The organism is Bifidobacterium aerophilum, assembly GCF_010667685.1.
Classification (GTDB): domain Bacteria; phylum Actinomycetota; class Actinomycetes; order Actinomycetales; family Bifidobacteriaceae; genus Bifidobacterium; species Bifidobacterium aerophilum.
The window spans coordinates 111964-132266 of the sequence record NZ_WHZW01000003.1; the positions used below are offsets into that span (position 1 = coordinate 111964).

At 64.4% G+C, this 20303-nt stretch carries 13 protein-coding genes; 3 read left to right on the forward strand and 10 right to left on the reverse strand.

The genetic code is table 11. The annotated features are described in order from the left end of the window. Positions 1-13: 13 nt before the first annotated feature. From GFD25_RS02065 to uxaC, 4 genes are all read right to left on the reverse strand, one after another. Complete coding sequence (locus GFD25_RS02065; protein ID WP_163229484.1) at positions 14-2764, reverse strand: sugar-binding protein; 2751 nt, start codon at positions 2762-2764, stop codon at positions 14-16. A 498-nt stretch (positions 2765-3262) separates the two neighbouring features. Next, entirely contained in the window at positions 3263-4510 is a 1248-nt protein-coding gene (gene manD / locus GFD25_RS02070) for a D-mannonate dehydratase ManD (protein ID WP_163229486.1), read from the reverse strand. 149 nt (positions 4511-4659) lie between these two features. Beyond that, on the reverse strand, positions 4660-6072 hold the full coding sequence (locus GFD25_RS02075) for a mannitol dehydrogenase family protein (RefSeq protein WP_163229488.1): 1413 nt from the start codon (positions 6070-6072) through the stop codon (positions 4660-4662). Between the two features lie 24 nt (positions 6073-6096). Then, a complete protein-coding gene (gene uxaC / locus GFD25_RS02080; RefSeq protein WP_204314735.1) occupies positions 6097-7515 on the reverse strand; it encodes a glucuronate isomerase in 1419 nt (472 codons plus the stop codon). A 219-nt stretch (positions 7516-7734) separates the two neighbouring features. Here uxaC and GFD25_RS02085 point away from each other — a divergent pair, with 219 nt between their 5' ends. Then, complete coding sequence (locus GFD25_RS02085; protein WP_163229490.1) at positions 7735-8805, forward strand: LacI family DNA-binding transcriptional regulator; 1071 nt, start codon at positions 7735-7737, stop codon at positions 8803-8805. A gap of 355 nt (positions 8806-9160) precedes the next feature. Here GFD25_RS02085 and GFD25_RS02090 read toward each other — a convergent pair whose 3' ends face one another. The 5 genes from GFD25_RS02090 to GFD25_RS02110 form a co-directional block, all read right to left on the reverse strand. Beyond that, on the reverse strand, positions 9161-10711 hold the full coding sequence (locus tag GFD25_RS02090; RefSeq protein WP_163229492.1) for a glycoside hydrolase family 30 protein: 1551 nt from the start codon (positions 10709-10711) through the stop codon (positions 9161-9163). A 295-nt stretch (positions 10712-11006) separates the two neighbouring features. Next, entirely contained in the window at positions 11007-12944 is a 1938-nt protein-coding gene (locus GFD25_RS02095) for a DUF4091 domain-containing protein (RefSeq protein ID WP_163229494.1), read from the reverse strand. 144 nt (positions 12945-13088) lie between these two features. After that, entirely contained in the window at positions 13089-14273 is a 1185-nt protein-coding gene (locus tag GFD25_RS02100; RefSeq protein WP_163229496.1) for a GNAT family N-acetyltransferase, read from the reverse strand. A 199-nt stretch (positions 14274-14472) separates the two neighbouring features. Next, positions 14473-15495, reverse strand: a complete 1023-nt coding sequence (gene galE, locus GFD25_RS02105) for a UDP-glucose 4-epimerase GalE (RefSeq protein ID WP_163229498.1) — start codon at positions 15493-15495, stop codon at positions 14473-14475. Between the two features lie 259 nt (positions 15496-15754). After that, the gene (locus GFD25_RS02110) at positions 15755-17314 is read right to left on the reverse strand and encodes an FIVAR domain-containing protein (RefSeq protein ID WP_163229500.1); all 1560 of its coding nucleotides are present in this window, start codon (positions 17312-17314) and stop codon (positions 15755-15757) included. A gap of 311 nt (positions 17315-17625) precedes the next feature. On the opposite strand from GFD25_RS02110, the gene GFD25_RS02115 reads away from it, so the two are divergent. Both GFD25_RS02115 and GFD25_RS02120 read left to right on the forward strand, forming a co-directional pair. Beyond that, a complete protein-coding gene (locus tag GFD25_RS02115) occupies positions 17626-17964 on the forward strand; it encodes a hypothetical protein (protein ID WP_163229502.1) in 339 nt (112 codons plus the stop codon). Positions 17965-17969: 5 nt separating this feature from the next. Next, on the forward strand, positions 17970-18284 hold the full coding sequence (locus GFD25_RS02120; protein WP_163229504.1) for a hypothetical protein: 315 nt from the start codon (positions 17970-17972) through the stop codon (positions 18282-18284). Between the two features lie 141 nt (positions 18285-18425). On the opposite strand, the gene GFD25_RS02125 is transcribed toward GFD25_RS02120, so the two are convergent. Next, positions 18426-20288: a DUF2264 domain-containing protein gene (locus GFD25_RS02125; RefSeq protein WP_163229506.1), complete on the reverse strand. Its 1863-nt coding sequence runs from the start codon at positions 20286-20288 to the stop codon at positions 18426-18428. Between the last annotated feature and the right edge of the window lie 15 nt (positions 20289-20303).

The following is a 20303-nucleotide window of genomic DNA, read 5'->3' on the forward strand; positions in this document are numbered from 1 at the left end:
GAAACCGCCCGGATCAGGCGAGCACGCCGACCGCGTCGAGCGCGAAACCGGCCGAGTCGGCGGTGCGGAACACCACCTCATGCCGTCCGCGTTCCAGTCCGTCGACGCGCAGCTGGCAGCGCAGCGAGCCGTTCGTGGCAAACGTCGGCGCCGCCTCACGCACCAGATGTCCGTCCACGAACACGTCGAGCCGTGCACGCCCGTCGCTCGGGCCGAACAGGTCGATGCCGGTGCCGTCGAAATCGAGCGCGACGGACGCCCCCGGCATGTCGGCGCGCGAGATCGTGCGCATGTACGTGAACATGCCCTGGCCGTTGTCGTGCGTCCACGGGCCCTCGTAGCGCAGGATCTGGCGTGAGGAGTCGTCCCACGAGGTCATGTGCATGTCGTCGATGAGCTGCGTGTAGTACGGCGAGGCGCCGCCCGCCACGCGCTCGACGCGCAGGTTCGAGAAGTGCACGTGATCGAAGCTCGTGCCGAGGTTCACACGGCCGGCGGACTGCAGCGCGGGGTCGGACCACGTCGTGATCTTCGCGCCGTTGACGAACACGGTGGCGGTGTCGCCGGCGACCTCAAGCGCGATCGTGTTCCACTGGCCCGCACCGGGCGCGAACGGGCGCGTGCCGGCTTCGGCGGCGCGTTTTTTCAGATCCTCGAGATGGCCGCGACGCACCTCGTTGCCGAAGTTGCGCAGCAGCCACACGCCGTCGGCGCGGATCTTGAAGTCGACGCCGCAGATGTCGGTGGTGAACTTGTTGCCGCCCATCTCGCGCGCGCCGATCAGCGCGTACGGGGCGCGACCCGGGTAGTCCTCGAACTGCACGTCGACCGTCACGCGGTAGTTCGTCCAGCGCATGTCGCCGATCGCGGTGCGCGGGTCGCCTTCGATCCAGGCGTTGCCGGCGTGCGTCCAGTCGATCTGCTGGCGCAGGACGTGGCCGCGTTCGTCGTCCGGAACGATCTCGAACGCGCCGTTCGTGTCGGTGGTGTACCGCGGGGTCGCGCCGTGATCGCCGCCGCGCGAGGTCAGGTAATCCTCGGAAACCAGCCGGTCGAACTTGTAGACCTCCACCGGCCGCGCGTCGGCGTACGCGAAATCGTCGGCGTACAGCACGCCGTTCGCGGGATCGACATCGAGCACGGCGCGGCTGTTCTCGGCGGTGTGCGGCAGGTCGTACGCGAATTCCGGCTTGGGCGTGAACGTGCCGCCGTTCGCGGGATCGGGGTCCGCCGAGTCGAGCGTGGTCGCGGTGATCATGCTCCACGGTTCGACGGCGATTTCATACGCGGCGGCGTCCCCGCGACCGTCACCGTCCGACGACCGCACGATCGCGACCGGCCTGCGCCAGTTCGCATCGTACGGCTGACCGGCATCCGCGGCGCGGGTCTGCCAGATCGTGAACGGCTTACCGGCGGCCGACAACGCGGAATCGATGGCGATGCGGTAGGTCTTGGTCAGGGAACTGTCGTTGACGATGACGACGCTCGTATCGCCGCCGTCGGGCGCGGCGAGGGTGAGGTAGCTCGGTTCGCCATGCCGCGCGCCGGACACCGGGTTGTTGCCGCCGACCTTGCTGTCGCTGGCCTGCGGAATGGCGCGCCACGTCACGGCAGGGTCATAGCCGAGGTTCGCGAAACGGGCGAAATGCTCAAGCACGGCGCAGCCGGCATCGTAATACATCCAACCGCTCCACGGGTCGCGTGCGGAGATCAGCTCCTTCGACGCGTACTCCATGTGCTCGTAGCACGAGCCGATCGCCGGCTGGTAGAACGCGGCCGTGCGGCGCGATTCGACGAATCCCTTGATGAGCGTGTTCGCCATCTCCAGCGGGCCGCCGATGCCGCCGATGCCGGTTCCGGTGCGCTCCCCCAGTCCGTCGTCCATCGTGTTGTTCGGCCGGTCGGCGGAGTTAGAGAACACGGCCTGCGCCTCGGAGTTCCACACCTCCTTGTCGTATTCGTCGGCGAGGCGCTTGAAGTTGCCGTCTTTATCGTCCTCGACGGAATAGTGGTACGACGCCACGTCCATCGCCTTGAGATAACGCGGGTCCGCGATCACGTCGCCGCCGAATGTGCCGGTCACCTCCTCGTCGGAGGTGATGACCTTGATCGCGCGGAACAGGTCACGCTCGGCCTCGGAACGGAAGCCGGCGTTCGGGTCGTCGGGAGCGTTTCCCAGGAAACCGTCGGTGTCCGAGTGCACGCGATCAGCGAACTCGGCCACCCAGTCGAGGTCGGCGGTGCGCTCGTTCACGTCCGGGTTTACGGAGTCGACCATCACGCCGTACTCGCGGTATGCGGCCAGAATCGTGTTCTTGTACCAGCGGTACACGTCGTCGTTGTCATGCACCCAGGTCGGGGCGTGCCAGCGCAGGATGCTCACGTGCACGCCGGGCTGGTAGCGGCGGGCGTCGGCGGCGAGCTGGAAGCCGGGTTCGCGGCGTACCTGCGGGTATTCGTCCCGCTCGCGCATCGTGGCGACGTTCGGACCGGTCGAGTTGTTGCGGTCGTTGCCCATTTCGATCTTGACGGTGTTCATCATCGGGCGCGGGCCTCCGTACAGCGTGCGCACGAGCGTCCAGTACGCGTCCGGATGCTCGGCCTTGTAGTCCATGAGCAGCGCCGACGTGGCGTTGCCCGAGAGCACGCCGAAGCCCTTGTAGGTCAGGCCGTTGCGGTTCTTCGCGGCGGCGGCCACATCGGCCGCGCGCAGGTTGATGTCGACCGGCCGACTGCCGCCGACGTATGAGGTTTCATCGAGCATAAGCGTTATTCACTCCTTGGTATCAAGTATCGATGGACGCACAGCAGATGGCGTTCCAAGCCACTGGCGATGTACGGGTGCCAGGTGCCGCCGACGCAACGATGCCCGCTGACGGGCTTTTCGCAAACTCTGAGGCAGTTTCGGCTTTCCGCACGGGTCTTTTCTTAAACTCTGAGGCAGCCTACCTGCCGTATCGGCCTCAATTGGCCTCTCCTTCCAAGGATTATGGCGTTATTGAGAGGAACACCTGCCTCAGAGTTTGCAGAAAGACCTCGTCCTCATCCGTAATCTGCCTCAAAGTTTGCAAAAAGCTTGTAATCGGCGGCCAGTCAGCCCCTGTCAAACGGCCAAAATCGTCCGTCACACAAAAAAACGGCTGGGCGGAGCCTGCCTGTTTGGCTTCGCCCAGCCGAGGTCAGCTGGAGCTGGCAGTGGTCGTCATCGCCTGCGAAGCCGCCCTGCGCGCATCACGCGGCGGCCGGCGCAAGCGACCCCCGATCACCACTCGTGCATGGTGCCGTCGAGCAGACGGTCGACCGGCAGCGGGGCCGGCTGGTACGGGTACTTCGCGGCGAGCTTCTCGTCGAAGTCGACGCCCAGGCCCGGCTTGTTGCCCGGGTGCAGGTAGCCGTCCTTGAAGGTGTAGGAGGTGTGGAACACCTCGAGCGTCTCCTCGGAGTGCTTCATGTACTCCTGGATGCCGAAGTTCGGGATCGCGAGGTCGAGGTGCAGGTTCGCGGCCATGCCCACCGGGGACACGTCGGTCGGGCCGTGGAAGCCGGAGCGCACGCCGAACAGCTCGGCGAAGGCCATGAGCTTCTTCATGTGGGTCAGACCGCCGGTGTGGGTGACGGCGGAGCGCACGTAGTCGATGAGCTGCTCCTCGATCAGCGTGATGTAGTCGGACCAGGAGTTGATGATCTCGCCGATCGCGATCGGGGTGGTGGTGTGCTCGCGCACGATGCGCAGGTACTGCTGGTTCTCCTCGGCCGGGGTGGTGTCCTCCATCCAGAACAGGTCGTACGGCTCGAGCAGCTTGCCGAAGCGGGCGGCCTCGATCGGGCGCAGACGGTGGTGGGAGTCGTGCAGCAGGATCAGGTCCTTGCCGTACTTGTTGCGGACCTCTTCGAACACGCCCGGGATGGTGTTGAGATAGGTGCGGGCGTCCCACACCTCCTCGACCGGGACGGTGGTGCGGCGGGCCGGCTCGTAGTCGTAGCGCACGCCCTTCTCGCCCTCGCCCTGCTGGGCGTTGGCGGAGGCGGCAACGCCGTAGGTGGACGGGATGCCCGGCAGCGCGTACTGGATGCGGGTGGCCTTGAAGCCCATCTCGCGGTACATGTCGATGCTGTCGTACAGGCTCGGCAGGTCAACGCCGGAGGCGTGCGCGTAGGTCAGGATGCCGGTGCGCGAGGCGCCGCCGAGCAGCTGGTAGACCGGCACGCCGGCCTTCTTGGCCTTGATGTCCCACAGGGCGACGTCGACGGCGGAGATCGCGGCCATCGTGACCGGGCCGCGCTTCCAGTAGGCGCCCTTGTACAGGTACTGCCAGATGTCCTCGATGTTGTCCTCGTCCTTGCCGATCAGCGACGGGGCGATGGTCTTGAGGTACTCCGCGGCGACGAGCTCGCGGCCGTTGAGGGTCGCATCGCCGAGGCCGACGACGCCGTCGGTGGTGGTGATGCGGAAGACGACGAAGTTACGGCCGGGGCTGGTGACGAAGACTTCGGCTTTTTCGATTGCCATGGTGGTTGGTTCCTTTCATTGTTTCCGCTCCCCTTGTGAGGGGAGCCGTCAGCAACGCTGACTGAGGGGGTATGTGATGCGGTTCGGCTGGCGGGTGCCCCCTCAGTCAAACTGCGTTTGACGGCTCCCCTGCCAGGGGAGCCAGAAAATTACTGACGCTTGGCGGCTTCCGCGGCCAGCGCCTCCTTCTGCGCGTCGACGGCCGCGACGAATTCGTCAAAGGTCGCCAGCTCCTTGTCGAGGTAGGCCACGACGTTGCGCGTCGCGTCCGGACCGTCGGCCTTGGCCAGCGGCAGCACGTCGTCGAGGTACGCGTCGCGAGCGTCGGTTTCGCCGTGCGCGCGCAGGAACAGGATCCACGCGGCGATCGCGCGGGCGGCCGGGGTGATCGGCTTGCCGTCGGCGAGCGCCTTCTTGGCGACCGGCGCGATGCGCACCGGCAGCTTCTGCGAGCCGTCTTCCGCGATGCGCAGCAGGTTGTCGTGCATGCGCGGGTTGGAGAAGCGTTCGATCAGCTTGGCACGGTAGTCGTCGGTGGAGATGGTCAGATAGCTGCTGGCCAGATCCCACCATTCGTTGACCCATGCGCGGATCGTCGGATCGGCGATCGCCTCGCCGACGGTCTTGACGCCGAGCAGCGTGCCGATGTACGCCATCGACGTGTGCGCGCCGTTGAGCAGCCACAGCTTGCGGTGCTCGTACGGGGTCACGTCGTCGGTGATGACCGCGCCGACCTTGTCCCAGGCCGGGCGTCCCTTCGGGAAGTCGCCTTGGATGACCCATTCGATGAACGGTTCGGTGCGCACCGGGAACTCGTCGTACCAGCCGAGTTCGTCGGCGACGGTCTGGCGGTCGGCGTCGGTGGTGCGCGGCGTGATGCGGTCGACCATCGAGGTGGCCCATGCGACGTTGTCGTTCGCCCAGTCGAGCAGGGTCGGGTCGACGGCCGTGATGGCCTGTTCGACGACCTTGCGGAAGGCGGCGCCGTTGCCGGCGAGGTTGTCGCACGGCAGGATCGTGATCGAGCCGGCGCCGGACGCGCGGCGGGCGAGCAGGCCGGCGGTCACCTTGGCGGGGATCGTGGTCAGTTCGGAGGTCTCGTGATCGGCTTTGAGCGCGGCGAGATCGGCGGCGACGGCCGGGTTGGCGACGTCGAGGTCGCCGTTGCGGTCGCGCATGTAGCCGGCTTCGGTGACGGTGGAGGTGACGATCGCGATGTTCGGATCGGCGAAGTAGCGGCGCAGCGCGGTGATGTCGTCGGCGGAGTGGATGGACGAGACGGAGGAGATGACCTCGAAATGGTCGCCGTCCTGGTTGGTGACGATGAGCGTGTAGACGTTGTCCTGCGGGGCGAGCGCGTCGAGCATGACGTTGTCGCCGGCGCGGCCGGTGAACGCGGCGATGCCCCAGTCGGCGGCGTCGGGCGCGTGTTCGGTGTAGAACGCCTGGTGGGCGCGGGTGAAGTTGCCGATGCCGAGGTGCAGGATGCGCTCGGGCGCGGCCTTGCGGCCGTGTTCGGCGCGGTTGAGCCGCGGCTTGGACGTGTATGTTGCTTCGGTCATGATGTTGGTCCTTTGGTTGACGATTTACAGCTTGAACACCTTGGCGGGCTGGGCACAGACCGCGTCATGCACGATCTGCAGGCCCTCGTCGAGGCTGAGGCGGTGGTCGGCGACGAGCGTGGCCACGAACCGCGAGGTGAGGCGGCGGTTCATGTCGTGGCGGGCCGGGATCGAGCACAGCGCGCGTGTGTCGTCGATGAAGCCGGACAGCTTGGTGAATCCGGCCGCGGTCACGACCGCCTGGAAGTAGCGCAGGATCGGTTCGGGCGCGTCGATGAACCACCACGGGGCGCCGACGTACAGCGCCGGGTAGAAGCCGGCGAGCGGGCCGAGCGAGCGGGAGTATTCGGTTTCGTCCATCGTGAACGCGACGAAGTGGAAGTCCGGGTTGTTGCCGTACTCGTTGAGCAGTGGGCGCAGTCCGGCCGCGAAGTCGACCTTGTCGGGGATGTCGGCGCCGGTGTCGGGGCCGAAATCGACGAAGTTTTGGTAGTCGTAGTTGCGGTAGACGGCCGGGTGGATGGTCATCGTCAGGCCGTCGGACTGGGCGAGCTTGGCCTGGTCATTGACGAAGTGACGGCGCAGACGGGTCGCGTCGGTCTTGCTGATCGACCCCTTGAGCGCCTGCGCGTACAGGTCGCGGGCCTCGGCGTCGGTCAGGCGGGCGGTGCCGGCGTCGGCGTGCGAATGGTCGGACGCAACCGCGCCGTGCTCCTTGAAGTACAGGCGACGGCGGCGCATGGCCTCGTAGAAGCCGTCGTACGTGGACGTGTCCACGCCGGCCGCCTTGCCGAGCGCGGCGACGAGTTCCGGCCAGTCGACGCGCGCCGGCTCAAGGTACTTGTCCGGGCGGAAGCACGGGGCGACACGCACGCCGAACTCCTTGTCGGCCGCGACCTGGTCATGCAGGTGCAGGTCGTCGACCGGATCGTCGGTGGTGGAGATGAAGCTGATGTTGAACTTCTTGACGAGCTTGCGGGTCGTGAAGTCGTCGGTGGCGAGCAGCGCGTTGAGTTCGTCGTAGATCTCGCCGGCCGTTTCGGGGCCGAACTGCCTGGTGATGCCGAAGACATTGCGCAGCGAGTCCTCGAACCAGTAGCGCATCGGCGTGCCGGCGAACGCGGCCCAGTGCTTGCCGAGCAGCAGGAACGCGTTGCGCGCCTGTTCGGGGGTGAAGTCCTTCTGGTTGACGCCGAGGTCGGCGAGGCTTTCGCCGCAGGTGTGCAGCACGCGGGTCACGTAATGGTCGGGCGTGATGAACAGGCTGGTCGGGTCGGAGAAGTGCTGTTCTTCGGCGAACCAGCTGATCGGCACGTGGCCGTGCGGGGAGATGATCGGCAGGTCCTTCACCGATTCGTACAACGTGCGGGCGATGTCGCGCGTGGGCTGTTCGGGAGGAAGCAGGCGATCGGGATTCAAATCAAACTGCACTGGTTGAGTCATGGCTCCATAGTCCCATGTTGGCAACAAATGGACGGTTTGTTGCCACGGTTTGCCGCCGTGCGCACTTCCGAGCACACAGAGGCAAGACGCCTCGAACCGATCTCAATTCCAAACATCTCACGGCATATGGCAACATTTGGCAACAAACGACGGCAATCGGCAGTACGATGTATCTGAACAACATCGAGCACCATCCAACGTCGGAAATACGAGGCACCCATGAGCGACGACGACACCGCGCACGAATCCGCACATCAACCGGCATCCGAATCCGCTCACGGACCGCACCGCCACGGTCGCGTGACGATCCGCGACGTGGCCGAGGCGGCGGGCGTCGCGCCGTCGACCGTCTCGCGCGCGTTCGCCAGGCCCGGCCGGGTCAGTGCGGAGACGACCGCGCACATCCGCGACGTGGCCCAGCGATTGGGATACCGGGCCGGCACGATCACCGCGCAAACCGCCGCGACCGACGGCGAGCCGAACGGCCTGCTCGCGATCGTCGTGGCCGACCTGCGCAACCCCGTGTACGCCGACTACACGCGCAGCGCCCAGCACCAGTGCCTGCGCAACGGCTACGGTCTCATGGTCATCGACTCGGAGGAAACCGACAAACTCGAGAAAGCCGCGCTGCAGTCGGCCAGCAGACATATCGACGGCATCATCCTCGCCTCGTCGCGTCTGTCGGACGCCGGCATCCGCAAACTCGCCGAGATCAAGCCGCTCGTCGCGATCAACCGGTCGATCCAGGGCATCCAGTCGGTGATCGCGGACCCGACGGCCGGCATGGAACAGGCGATCTCGCGGCTCGCGCAGCTCGGCCACGAATCGCTGTCGTACCTGGCCGGGCCGGAATCGTCGTGGCAGGACGGCGTGCGATGGCGCACGCTGACCGCGATCTGCGGGCGGCACGGCGTACGCGTACGGCGGATCGGCGCAAGCGAACCGACATTCCACGGCGGATTCCTGTGCGGCGAGGCGTTCGTGCGCAATCCGACGAGCGCGGTATTGGCCTACAACGACATCATGGCGATCGGATTCATCACGTCGCTGCAGGCGCGGCGCATCTCGGTGCCGGGCGACGTGTCGGTGGTCGGCATCGACGACATCCAGCTCGGCGCGCTCGTGACGCCGACGCTGTCGACCGTGCATCTGGCGCGGTACCGTGCCGGCGAGACTGCGGTCGAGGAGGTGCTCGCGGCGGTGCGGCACGTCAACGACCCGCGCAACCGGCGGCCGATCATGTTCGATTCGCATTTCGTGGAGCGCGACAGCATCGGCATCGCTCGGTAAGCCGGGCGGCGACCAGCGGAGGATTTCGCCATGCCGCCCCGCTCACGGCCCGGTTCGCAGGGCAAATCCAAAACTACTTCGCCGTTTGACCCTGCTCATAAGCCGACCCGCGGGGCAAGTCCAAGACGAGCTCACCATTCCGCCCCGTAAAGAGCACTCCCCGCGGGGCAAACCCCCGATGGTTTCGAGAATCACCCCGCGACCATGCCCTCTAGCGGGGCAAATTCATGATAGATCCGGGAACCACCCCGCAAACATGCCACTCAGCGGGGCAATTCCCGGAGCATGACATGGAAATGCCCCGCTGGCGCGCATGAGATGAACCAACGGGGCAGCGAATCACGCGAGAGACGGATCAGAACAGCGTCTCGTCGTGGTCGTCGGCCGGGTGCGGCGTGTAGGTGATCTTGAACTCGTCGTCGGCCGGAGCCTCGGACTCGTTGACCGGATGCTGCGACTTGTGCAGGCTCACGGTGCCGTATGCCGGAACCGTGACCTTCTGCCAGCGCGCGCCCTCGCCATTGATCGTCACCGCGGCCTCGATGTCCTCGCCCGTCGGGTTGTACAGGATCGCCGCGAGATCGCCGGTCGAATCGTTGACGAACGCGACCGAGCCGAGTCCGCCGTGGCGGCCGTCCGGCGTGCGGTTGGTGGAGGCGACGCGCTGCGAGCCGACGGTGACGTCCTGGCCGTAGTTGCGCAGCATGAAGTACTCGAGATTGCGCTTGACCTTGCCGGTGGACGAGTCGATGGTGATGACGCCGCGGCGTCCGGACGTGCCGGCCCAGCTCGGGAAGCCCTGCTCATCGAGCGCCATGTTCCACAGGTTGATCAGACCGATGCCGTTGCGCACGAGCCACGTGCCGATCTCGCCGAACATGACGTGGCTGGCCTCGTCGACGGTTTCGTCGAGCATGCAGCGGCGTTCGGTCATCGCGGCCTTCCACTGCGGGAACTGGCGGGTGCCGTTGTGGACCCACTCGGGCAGACCGGAGTAGGTGTGGAACGCGGCGCCGGCGAACGCGTTGGCCTGCGCGGGGGTCATGTACTCGCTCACCGGACGCTGGTAGAAGCGGAGGCTGTCGTCGCCGAAGTAGATCTCGACGTCCGGGAAGGTGCGGTCGAGCGCGGGGCGCAGGTATTCGCTGCCCCACTTGGCGAGTTCCTCGGGCGTCCACACGGTGATCGGCCACGGGCAGCCGTTGCTCGGCTCGTTCTGCATGGTGACGGACGTGATGCGGATGCCGTACTTCGCGTACGCGGCGATGAACTTGACGAAGTACTGCGCGTACACGTAGTCGATGGTGTCCTGGTAACGGTAGCCGTTGCCGACGAATTCGCCGAGGCGCAGGCGGCCGGCGCCGTCGAGTCGGTTGGAGGTCTTCATCCACGCGGGCGCGGACCACGGGGAGGCCATGATCTTGACGGCCGGGTTGATCGCGACGATCTCCTGCAGGACGGGGATGACGTTCTTGAGGTCCTTGGTCGCGTCGGGCGCGCCCGGCTCGCCTTCGCCGATGGAGAAGTAGTTGAGGCCCGCGTCGGCGACGACGCCTTCCGGCAGGTCGTCGTAGGAGTAGTACTTCTGGCTGGAGAAGTCGCAGGCGCCGATGGAGATGCGCACGGACGAGAAGCCGCCCTGTTCGGGATCGAACATTTCGGTGAGGATCGCGTGGCGCTGTTCGGCGGTCATCGACTGCATGAACAGGGATGCGGACGAGTCGGTGATGGCCGCGCCGCAGCCTTCCCAGTACTGGTAGCGGCGGGTCGGGTCGATGACGACGGTTTGCGCGCCGTTATGATCATTTTCGATCACCGGCGTTGCGATCGGCTTGCGGCGGTCGGTCAGATCGCCGGTCGTGCGCGTCCAGTATTCATATGCAAACGGATTACGGGCCTCAGTCATGAGGATCACTCCCTCGTGGTGTTGGATGATAACCGCGATTCGATCACTGCGATCGCATCGCAACCTCTAAACGATCACTATTATACACAACTGCTCACTGCGACAGACCGAAATAATCCCTTTTTATCACTTTTGATCACTATGGGGAATGTTTGATCTCGACGTGAAGAACCGTCGCGCACAGCACGCCTTATGCGACGTGCCTTGCTGAACGCGTCTTACACCGACAAGACACGTTCAGCAACGCATCTTGTCGGTGCCGCTACCGCCGCGGCGCACATCGTAGGCCGCGCCGTCACATGCCGAGATAGTCGACGATGGCTTGGTTGATGGCGTCGCGGCGGCCGAGCAACCATGCGGCACTGTGCGGATACCGGGCAAAAGTGAGCGGTTCCGCAAGCCCATCGGTCAGGATCGACAGGACCTGATCACGACTGGTGAGAGATTCGAGGAGACGACAGGCGCGCAGATCGTTCAACGCCTCCTCAAGCACCATGATGCGGATCGATTCCTCGGGCCTTCCGCCCGGCCCGGGGTAGACGAGGAACGCGTCGCCGGCCGCGAACCCTTCCGGGCACCCCGGCTCGGTGTACGGGTTGATCGCGCGTCGCGAATATTCGGTGTTGTAGAAGTTGAACCCCCAATGCAGGAATCCGGCCAGATCGTACACGTACAGCAGGAATCCGAGCACACGGTTGCGATACGAGGGCATCGCCATGAAACGGTTCGGCACGTCGACCGTCTGTACACAGCAATGGTACGTCCACAGGTCCTTCACACCGGCTGCGACAAACGGCTCGATCCTGTTCTCAGCAGGCACCGGATGCTCGCAGGCGCCGCTGTCGTAGAACTCGATGTGGCTCAGCGCGTCCATGATCGGATAACTCGTCAGATACGGCGCGACCACCGCCTTGGCGGCCAGATACGAATCGAGATTCTCATCGGTCGGCTCGTCGGAGACGTGGAACACCGTGCGGTCGGCGATGCCGAGCCGATGCAGCTCCCGATCGAGCGCCGGCAGGAACGCGGCGAGGAATTCAGGGTACCCGTCCGCAGTCGCCGACGTATCCCAGCCGAAGACCCGCCGTTCCGTGCCGTCCACCGTGGCCATGATCTTCGGGCAGTGCTCGGCGCCCCACTGGGTGAACAGGTGACTCATCTCGAATCGGCGGATGCCGGCGCGGTCGCACATGCGCGTCCATCGTTCGAGCCGGCTGAAGTTGAACGACCACGAGCCGCCCGTCCGGGTCACGCCGACGAGCTGCGTGGTGGGGCGTTCGCCGCCGACTTCGGTGTCGAGCGGCGGAGTGAACAGCGGCGTGTAGATCATCGTCACACCGCGTTTGGCGGCGAGCGCCACGAACCGTTCCACGATGCGCCAATGCTCCTCGCCCCACACGGGCACCCCGTAGTACTGCGCGAGGCAGTCGGCGTGGAACCATTCGGTGTGCGCGATGTCGAGCGCGGGCAGCTGCACGGGAATGCGGCTGATCGATACGGCGGTTTCATTCACCGTCTCCCCATCAGGCGTTCGGAACTCCACAATAAGGCTACCTGACACAGGAACCGCGGACGGTTCCTCCACGTCCGCCGCATCGGGCCGCGATCCCGACACAATATTCGCAGAGGAACACGCATCCGCCACATCCGCCACGGACGCAAAAGGATCCTGCGCGCCACATTCTCGCCCCCCTGCATTCCGTTCACAACTTCGTGCGACATGTCCGTCATCCGACATCGCCGGCAGATCGATATCGACCCATAGCGATCGCCACTGATCGGGCATGAACGCGACCCAGCCGTTCGTGTCCTGCAGCAGGTCGGGATACAGTCCGGGCCGTTCGGACAGGTACATGTCGTCGGTTTTGCCGGGATAGCACGGAAAATCGACCGGGACATCGCGCACCGCGCGAATATGCGCATATTCGGCAAATGCGCCGCGCATCGACACCCGCGTCACGAACTGGTTCACGCACGCATCCCGCGCATGTCCGCCAGATTCCCCACCAATCTCACGCGTGACATCGCCCGATTCACCAGTCCCGCACAAACCGCTATCGGTATCCGCCGTATCTTCATGGCATTGATCATCCTCCACACGGTACGCCAGCTGGAACGACACCGTCTCCCCCGCCAGTCCGGTCACGCCGTCGATCGAGGGCAAAGCCCGCGCGTCATCGGACGGCAGCAGCTTCTCCAGCGAGCCAATGGGAATCACGCGATACGCAGCCATGCCAGATCCTTTCTCGACCGTCACACGGTGACGCGGCGTCGTCACGCCACCATCATCGTCACCGTCATCAGTATCCCCCATCGCCGCCGGACTGTCATGCCGAACGCACCGTTCGCGACCGTCCGCCGATGCCGGTCCGCAACATCAGTTGAGGTCGGGCCAGTACCAGCACATGGCCAACGGGAACCAGCCGGCCGGCGCAACCGGCAGGTCGTGGCGGAAACGGGCGCCCATGCCGAGCAGCAGATCCTGCGCGTCCATGTGCGACAGGTGCGGCGCGTCCGGATCGGCGGCACGCTCAACCGTGACGGATTGGCGGACGGCGGTGCGATCGTCGCCGTCGGATGTGTGATCACGCACGGTGACGGTGACCGGCTGGCCGTCGAGCACGACGCTGAACCGACCCGGTTCGAGCCGCCACAAGCGCGCGGCCGCCGATAGGTAGGCATCAAGTACCGTCGCGTAGTCGAAGACGTTGCACCGGCACAGGCATCCGATCGTCGTGTTCTCGCTGAAGGCGGCGAACCGTTCGTTGAGCGCCACATCGGTCGGCGAGACGCGCACCGTGAACGCATCCTTGCGACAGGCTGCGAGCGAGGCGAGGTACGCCTTGGAGACGGCCGGCGAGTCGGCGGGATCGACCAGTGCGATCTCGCGCACGACGCTCGGGTCGGCGAGCGCGCGGATGAGGTAGCCGATCGACTCCCCGTCGCGGTCGATCGCGATCGCCTCGCTGTTCAGATACGTGCAGATTCGTTCAAGAACAGGCAGGGGACGTTCGGCGTACACCAGACGTTCACGATTGAGCTGGTCGGCAAGCGCGGCGTCGCCGTCCTTGGTGAACAGCGTGCGGAACGTGATGCCGTCGGCGTCCGTGCCGGCGAGCGCGTGCTTGACGCAGGATTGGTTGACCGAGTAGGTGTAGTCGTAGCCACAGGGCGTATAGCCGAAGTATGCGTAGCGGTGACGCAGCCCCCAGAGCACCATCAGGTCGGTGTTGCCTTCAGCGCGCAGCTCGTCGTGCCACATCCCGATGAGCTTGCCCATGTGGCCTTCGCCGCGATGGCGCGGATGCACGCATACGCAACCGAGGAACATGGCATTGAGCTGTTTGCCGGCCACATGCATGGTCTGCGGATACACGCCCACCGCGGCTACGATGCGTCCGGTTGTTTCGTCCACGGCGACCTTATGTCGCGATTCAAGTACTTCCCCGTTCTCCGCATAGGCCTTGGCGAGGATCTTCTGGGCCTGCATGCCGAACGCGTAGTTGATCAGGTCAACGACCTCGTCGGTGTCTTCGGGTTTGGCGTCACGATATATCGTCATTTGTGCACCTTCAATCATCAATAATCATCTTTGAATACTTTCGATCATCCTTCCATGCCTCAGTCCACCCCCACCCCACGACATCCACCGCATCATCGCGCACCGTACACATACGAAAAAGCGCTCCCCGCGCGAGTCATGCCCACGCGGAAAGCGCTTATCGTTTATTCAGCGATCAGTTACGCGATCGGCCGCAACGTCACTCGGCGTCGCGGTAGCCGTTCGGGTTCTTGGTCTGCCAGTTCATCGAGGACGCGGCCATGTCGTCGATGCCCAGCTCGGCCTTCCAGCCCAGCTCGCGCTCGGCCTTGGACGAGTCGGCGTAGCAGGCGGCGATGTCGCCGGTGCGGCGCGGCACGATCACGTACGGAATCTCGTGGCCGGCGGCCTTCTCGTACGCCTTGATGACCTGCAGCACGGAGTAGCCGTGACCGGTGCCGAGGTTGTAGGTGAACACGCCCGGCTTATCGATCTTGCCGATGACCGCGACGTGGCCCTTGGCGAGGTCGACGACGTGGATGTAGTCGCGCACGCCGGTGCCGTCGGGGGTGTCGTAGTCGTCGCCCATGACCTGCACGGCCTTGAGCTCGCCGATGGCGACCTTGGCGACGTACGGGGTGAGGTTGGCCGGGATGCCCTTCGGATCCTCGCCGATGAGTCCGGACGGATGGGCGCCGACCGGGTTGAAGTAGCGCAGGATGACGACGGTCCACGAGTCGTCGGCGACGTGCACGTCGCGCAGGATCTGCTCCTCGAACAGCTTGGTGGTGCCGTACGGGTTGGTGGTGCCGCCGGTCGGGGTGTCCTCGGTGATCGGCAGCTGCTTCGGGGTGCCGTACACGGTGGCGGACGAGGAGAAAATGATCTTCTTCACGTCGTGCTTGCGCATGACCTTGAGCAGCGCGATGGTGCTGTTGAGGTTGTTGTCGTAGTACTCGATCGGCTTGGCGACGGATTCGCCGACCGACTTGAGGGACGCGAAGTGGATGACCCAGTCGATCTTGTTCTCGGTGAAGACCTTGTCCATGAAGGCTTCGTCGCGGACGTCGCCCTCGTAGGACTTGATCTTCTTGCCGGTGATCTGCTCGACGCGTTCGAGCGACTTCGGCGAGGAGTTGCAGTAGTTGTCGACGCAGACCACGTCGTAGCCCTGCTCAAGCAGTTCGACGTCGGTGTGCGAACCGATGTAGCCGGCGCCGCCGGTGACCAGAATGGTCGTCATGATAGTCTCCTTGTTGTCATATGGGACTCGGTGAAGCCTGGTGACGGCACGTACACCGTGTCGTTTCCGCAACGTCGCCGCATCGTCCCAGTTCCGTCCTCCAGTATATCACGACGAAACATTTTCAACCACATTCTACCAAAAACGCACAAAAATTGTTGCGTTCCCGACACGACCGACGCAGAGCGCGGCGCACCCCATACACAAAAGGGCTTCCCCGCAGGGAAGCCCCAAAACATCAATGCAGCGAACCGACGGCTCAGGCGCGGCGGCAAATGGCAGTCACGACGCCGGCCGCGGCGACCATCACCAGCATCACGGCCGCAACCGCAGTCACTGCGGAGCCGGTCTGCGACAACTCCTTCGCGGCGGGCTTGGCTTGCGCCTTGCCCTTGTCCGCCTTGGGTTGCTCGTCTTTCTTGGACTGGTCATCCGGCGCCGGCGTGACGGGAGTCGTCGGCGTTGCCGCGGCCTTCCTCAGACCGGACTGCGCGTCAGTCAGCGCCTTCGTGGCCGCATCGACCTCATCCTGCGTGGCGTCCTGCTTGGCGGCGACGGCGTTCGCCGAGTCCAGCGCCTTGGCGAACGCGTTCCACGTCGCCTCGGTGTAGTCGGACTTGTTCAGCTTGCCGGCGGCCGCAATCGCGGCGTTCAGCGCGGTCTTGTCCACCGACGACGGGGTCTTCTCGCCCACGGTCATGTCGGTCCAGCCTTGGATGTTGCCATCCGCATCCTGCAGCGAGATCTTGTGTGCGCCCGAATAGCCCACCGGGATGTATGCGTCGAAGTAGTACCTGCCCGCGTCGTCCTTCGCGATCGTCACGTACGGCGCGCCGTCCGGGCCGGTCAACTTGACCGGATCGCTATAGATGTAGGAGTACCAGAAGCAATTCTCACCGGCGTCGACCTTCGCCGCGCATCCCTTGGCGAGATTGTTGACATAGATGCGGGCCACGCTGCCGGCCGTGACCGTGCCATCGGCGACGGCCAGATCACCCTTGTTCGATTCGGTCAGATCGGGAGCGGTCGGCGTGGACGCCGGTTCGGCGGTCGTAGTGAAATCGGGGACTTTGGTCGAGTTATCGTCGAACGGCACATGATCGCCGTTCTTCAGATCAATGCGCAGACCGGCATAGACCTGGCTGAAATCCACGTCGGCGACATGGCCACCCTCCTGATATGCCTTATCGGCCATGCGCCAGAGGTTCACGATCAACGGAGCGGCGGAGAACTGGTCGACGTTACGGTTGCCGTACGACATGCCCGCGGTCAGACCGATCACGGTGAGGTCGAACGTTCCGGTCGCCTTTCCGTCCCACGAACTATCGTAAAAACGAGTGAACGACTGGTACGAGGCGGAGCCGACGGTATTACCGGAAACATCCACGACCGGCTGGTTCGCACGAATGCCGTAAATGCTGTTATACGTGGACTGGGTCAGATCCTCATCCTTCACGCCGGTGCATGCGACGTCAAAGGATCCACGTCCCCATGCATATCCCGGATCGGGCTCGGACGTAGCGGTAACCTCGGCAATGCGCTGCAGGTCGACCGCAAAGCACACTTTTTCGATTTGCGGCAGCAATGATTGATCGATGGTGTAATCAAACGTCACGTTGGCGGTATGCGCGCCGACATCCGACACCCTGACGTTGCTGACGGACGTCTTGCCATACACCAGGTTGCCGGTTTCAGCGGCCGTCTGCGGCGCCGCCGCATCCGACGGAGTTCCTGACTCCCCCGCATATGCCGCACCGGCGCCGCCGAACAACGTGCACGCCGCGATCAATGCGGCCGCGATTTTCTTCACTCGTCCCATGAGCGAAACCCTTTCCACGATCCTCCACAGACCAGATCGTCTGCAATCACCAGCCTTCACCCCCCCCCCAGACAACCCCATCCGAATCACGGCGGTCTCCAAGCAGACACCCGCCGACAATCAGCCAGCCGATCATTCCGCACGCAACGTATCCGCAATCCGCCGTCATTCCGGACAGTTATCCACAACCGGCACAGGACACGCCGACGGACATACCTTTCGACCACAGCACTTGTTTTACGCACTGCAGCGAGCGCCGAACGGGTACAGTCAGCGCACCAGACCAATACGCGACGACGGAGTTGATGCAAATGAACTTGCCAAGTATACTTGTTCCCATTGGCGACGAGGATCCACTGATCATTCCTTCGGCTCACCGGGAACACAAACACGGCGAACCGCCGATCAGCGACGATGACATTCTGCACGCCTACCGATACGGCATCGAGGTCGACGTCAACGTTTCCCGGACGCCCCCTACACACATACTGGTCGGCACAGGCCGATCAGGGGCGGTGCTGTACGAGATCGGCGTCATCGAACGCTCCTGGATGCCGGGGATAACCGAACACGTCATCGTGCACGCCATGCGCGCACGACTGAGCTACGAAACGAAATGGCTGACGCTGCAATACCGCACAGGAAGGTGACCGATATGAGATTTGAAGACCTTGACCCCGACACGCAGGCACAGCTGCTTGCCATGGGCAACGCCGCGGCGGATGCGGTCGAACGGACTGACACTCCCTCGGACGTCCTGCCCGAAGACGACCCGGGATTCTCCCCCGAGCTGGAGATCAGCCGACTGCTGAACCGGAGAAAGGCCGAACTGGCCTACATCGACGGACGCCTCACCAGCATGGTGTTGCTTATGCACCGACGGGGCGCGTCCTGGGAGACCATCGGGCGTCTGCTTGGCATTACCGGCGAGGCCACGCGACTGCGTTACGCGAAGCTGGAACGCGCGTAACCACCGCCGACGAACCGCCGGGCAACCGCGTCAGCCACATATGTAAGGGTGGCGCCCAGGTCCTTCGCGGATCCGGACGCCACCCTATGCATGCATGACTGACGGACTACGCCATGAACATCGTCGCGCGAATACGATGCGCTACGCGAGTTCGGCGAGCGTGACGGTCTTGCCGCCGACGGTCAGCACGTTGCCGTCAAGATGGAACTCCGGGACGACGACCTTGCCGTCGGCGTCGAGCGACTCGCCTTCCGCGTCGCCGAGGTACAGCGAGACGAACACGTACTTGCCGGGTTCGATCACGCGCGTCTGCATCGGGATGCGGGTCTTCGGGTACAGGATGTTCACATTCGGTTCCGGAGTGGACAGTTCCACGCTGAAACCGTCAGCTCCGACCAGTCCGATGACGCCCTGTTCGGTGCGGTAGAACACGGAGTTCGGCACGCCCGTCTCGATCGTCTCGCCGTAGTCCGGCAACGAGAAGCCGCCTTCCGCGAGGTGCAGCTCGCGCGCCGAATCGATGACGTGGACGCGCACGTGCCACGGCATGTCCGGAACGACGAAGTTCTTGATGTCGACGTCCTTCCACGGCTTCCATTCGGAGTACACGTAGTCGTCGTGGATCGCATAATCTTCATAACCGTACGCGGTCTGCCAGTAATGATCGCTTTCGCTCACCGCCAGCGTGCTGTCGTACGCGCCCTGCTTGAGCAGCACGGCGGCCTTCGGCACGGAGAACGCGAAGGTGGTGGAGTACACGTACTTCTCGTACTTGGCGTTGGCGTGCGCATGCTCGTGGCTGTGCTGTCCGGCGGTGAACGCCTGCACCTCGCGGCCGGTGGCGCTGTGGGCGACGAGCATGCGCGGTTCGGGCTGCTTCTTGAGCGGCTCGAACTTGAAGTCCTCGGCCTCGCGCACCTGCCAGAACGGGTCGTCGTCGGGGATGCACAGGAAGATGAACGTCTTGAGCGCCCAGTAGGCGGAGGCCGGCCCGTTGTAGCCCTCGGCCATGTTCATGTTCGGGTAGGCGTAGCCGATCGGGATCAGGCCGTCGGACTGGAAGATGTTCTGCGAGAACCACCAGCGCAGGTTGTTCAGCAGCAGGTGCTTGAAGTCGGCGATCGACCAGCCTTCCGGCGGTTCGACGCCGGCGAACGAGGCCGCGGCCCAGAACGCGGCCTGCGCGAAGCGGTAGTCGAGGCTGCGGCCGTACGGCAGGCAGGCGCCGCCGGTGGTGAACCAGTTCGCATAGCTCGGCACGAACGCGGTGGCGCGCTCCTTGAGCAGCTGTTCCTGCTTGCCGTTCTTCTTGGTCAGGCCGACGAGCACGAGTGTGAAGAACTGGTAAGCGAACGGGATGTAGTTGTCGATCTGGTTGACGTAGCCGTCGTACGACCAGCCGTGGCCGAGATAGTGCGAGTTGGTGATGTCGAAATCGTCCTGCACGAGCTTGGCGTGGTCGGGGTGGCCGTTGTCGGCGAACCAGCTGTTGACGAGCGTGCGGAACAGCAGCCAGTTGGTTTTCGGCAGGACCTTGTGGTTGACCTGTTCGAGCCAGTCGAAGATGTTGTTCTGCTGCTTGGTGGTCAGGTGATCCCAGAATTCGGACTTGGTTTCGTACAGGAACGCGGTGATCGCGCCCATTTCGACGAACAGCTGATCGTAGTCGGTCAGGTCGCCGCCCCAGTAGTCGGAATGGGTCGGATCGGTGCAGTTGATGAGGCTTTCGCAGGTGAACTGCCACCAGTGGCCGAAGCGGCGGATGTTGTCGCGGTTGTGGAACAGGGGGCCGAGACCCCACAGGAGGCGCGCGAAGCCTTCGGACGAGGTGCGGTCCTGGCTGTAGACGGCGCCGGAGTCGCTCATGCGGAAGCGGCCGTAGCGTCCGTTCTTGATCATGAGTTCCATGCCCGGGGTGAGCAGATCGATGAGGGCCTGTTCGCATTGGGCTTTGGTACGAAGCGGGTTGCGCGCGACCTGCGCGTTGAAGGGAGCGACCGCCATTGCTTTCTCCTTGGA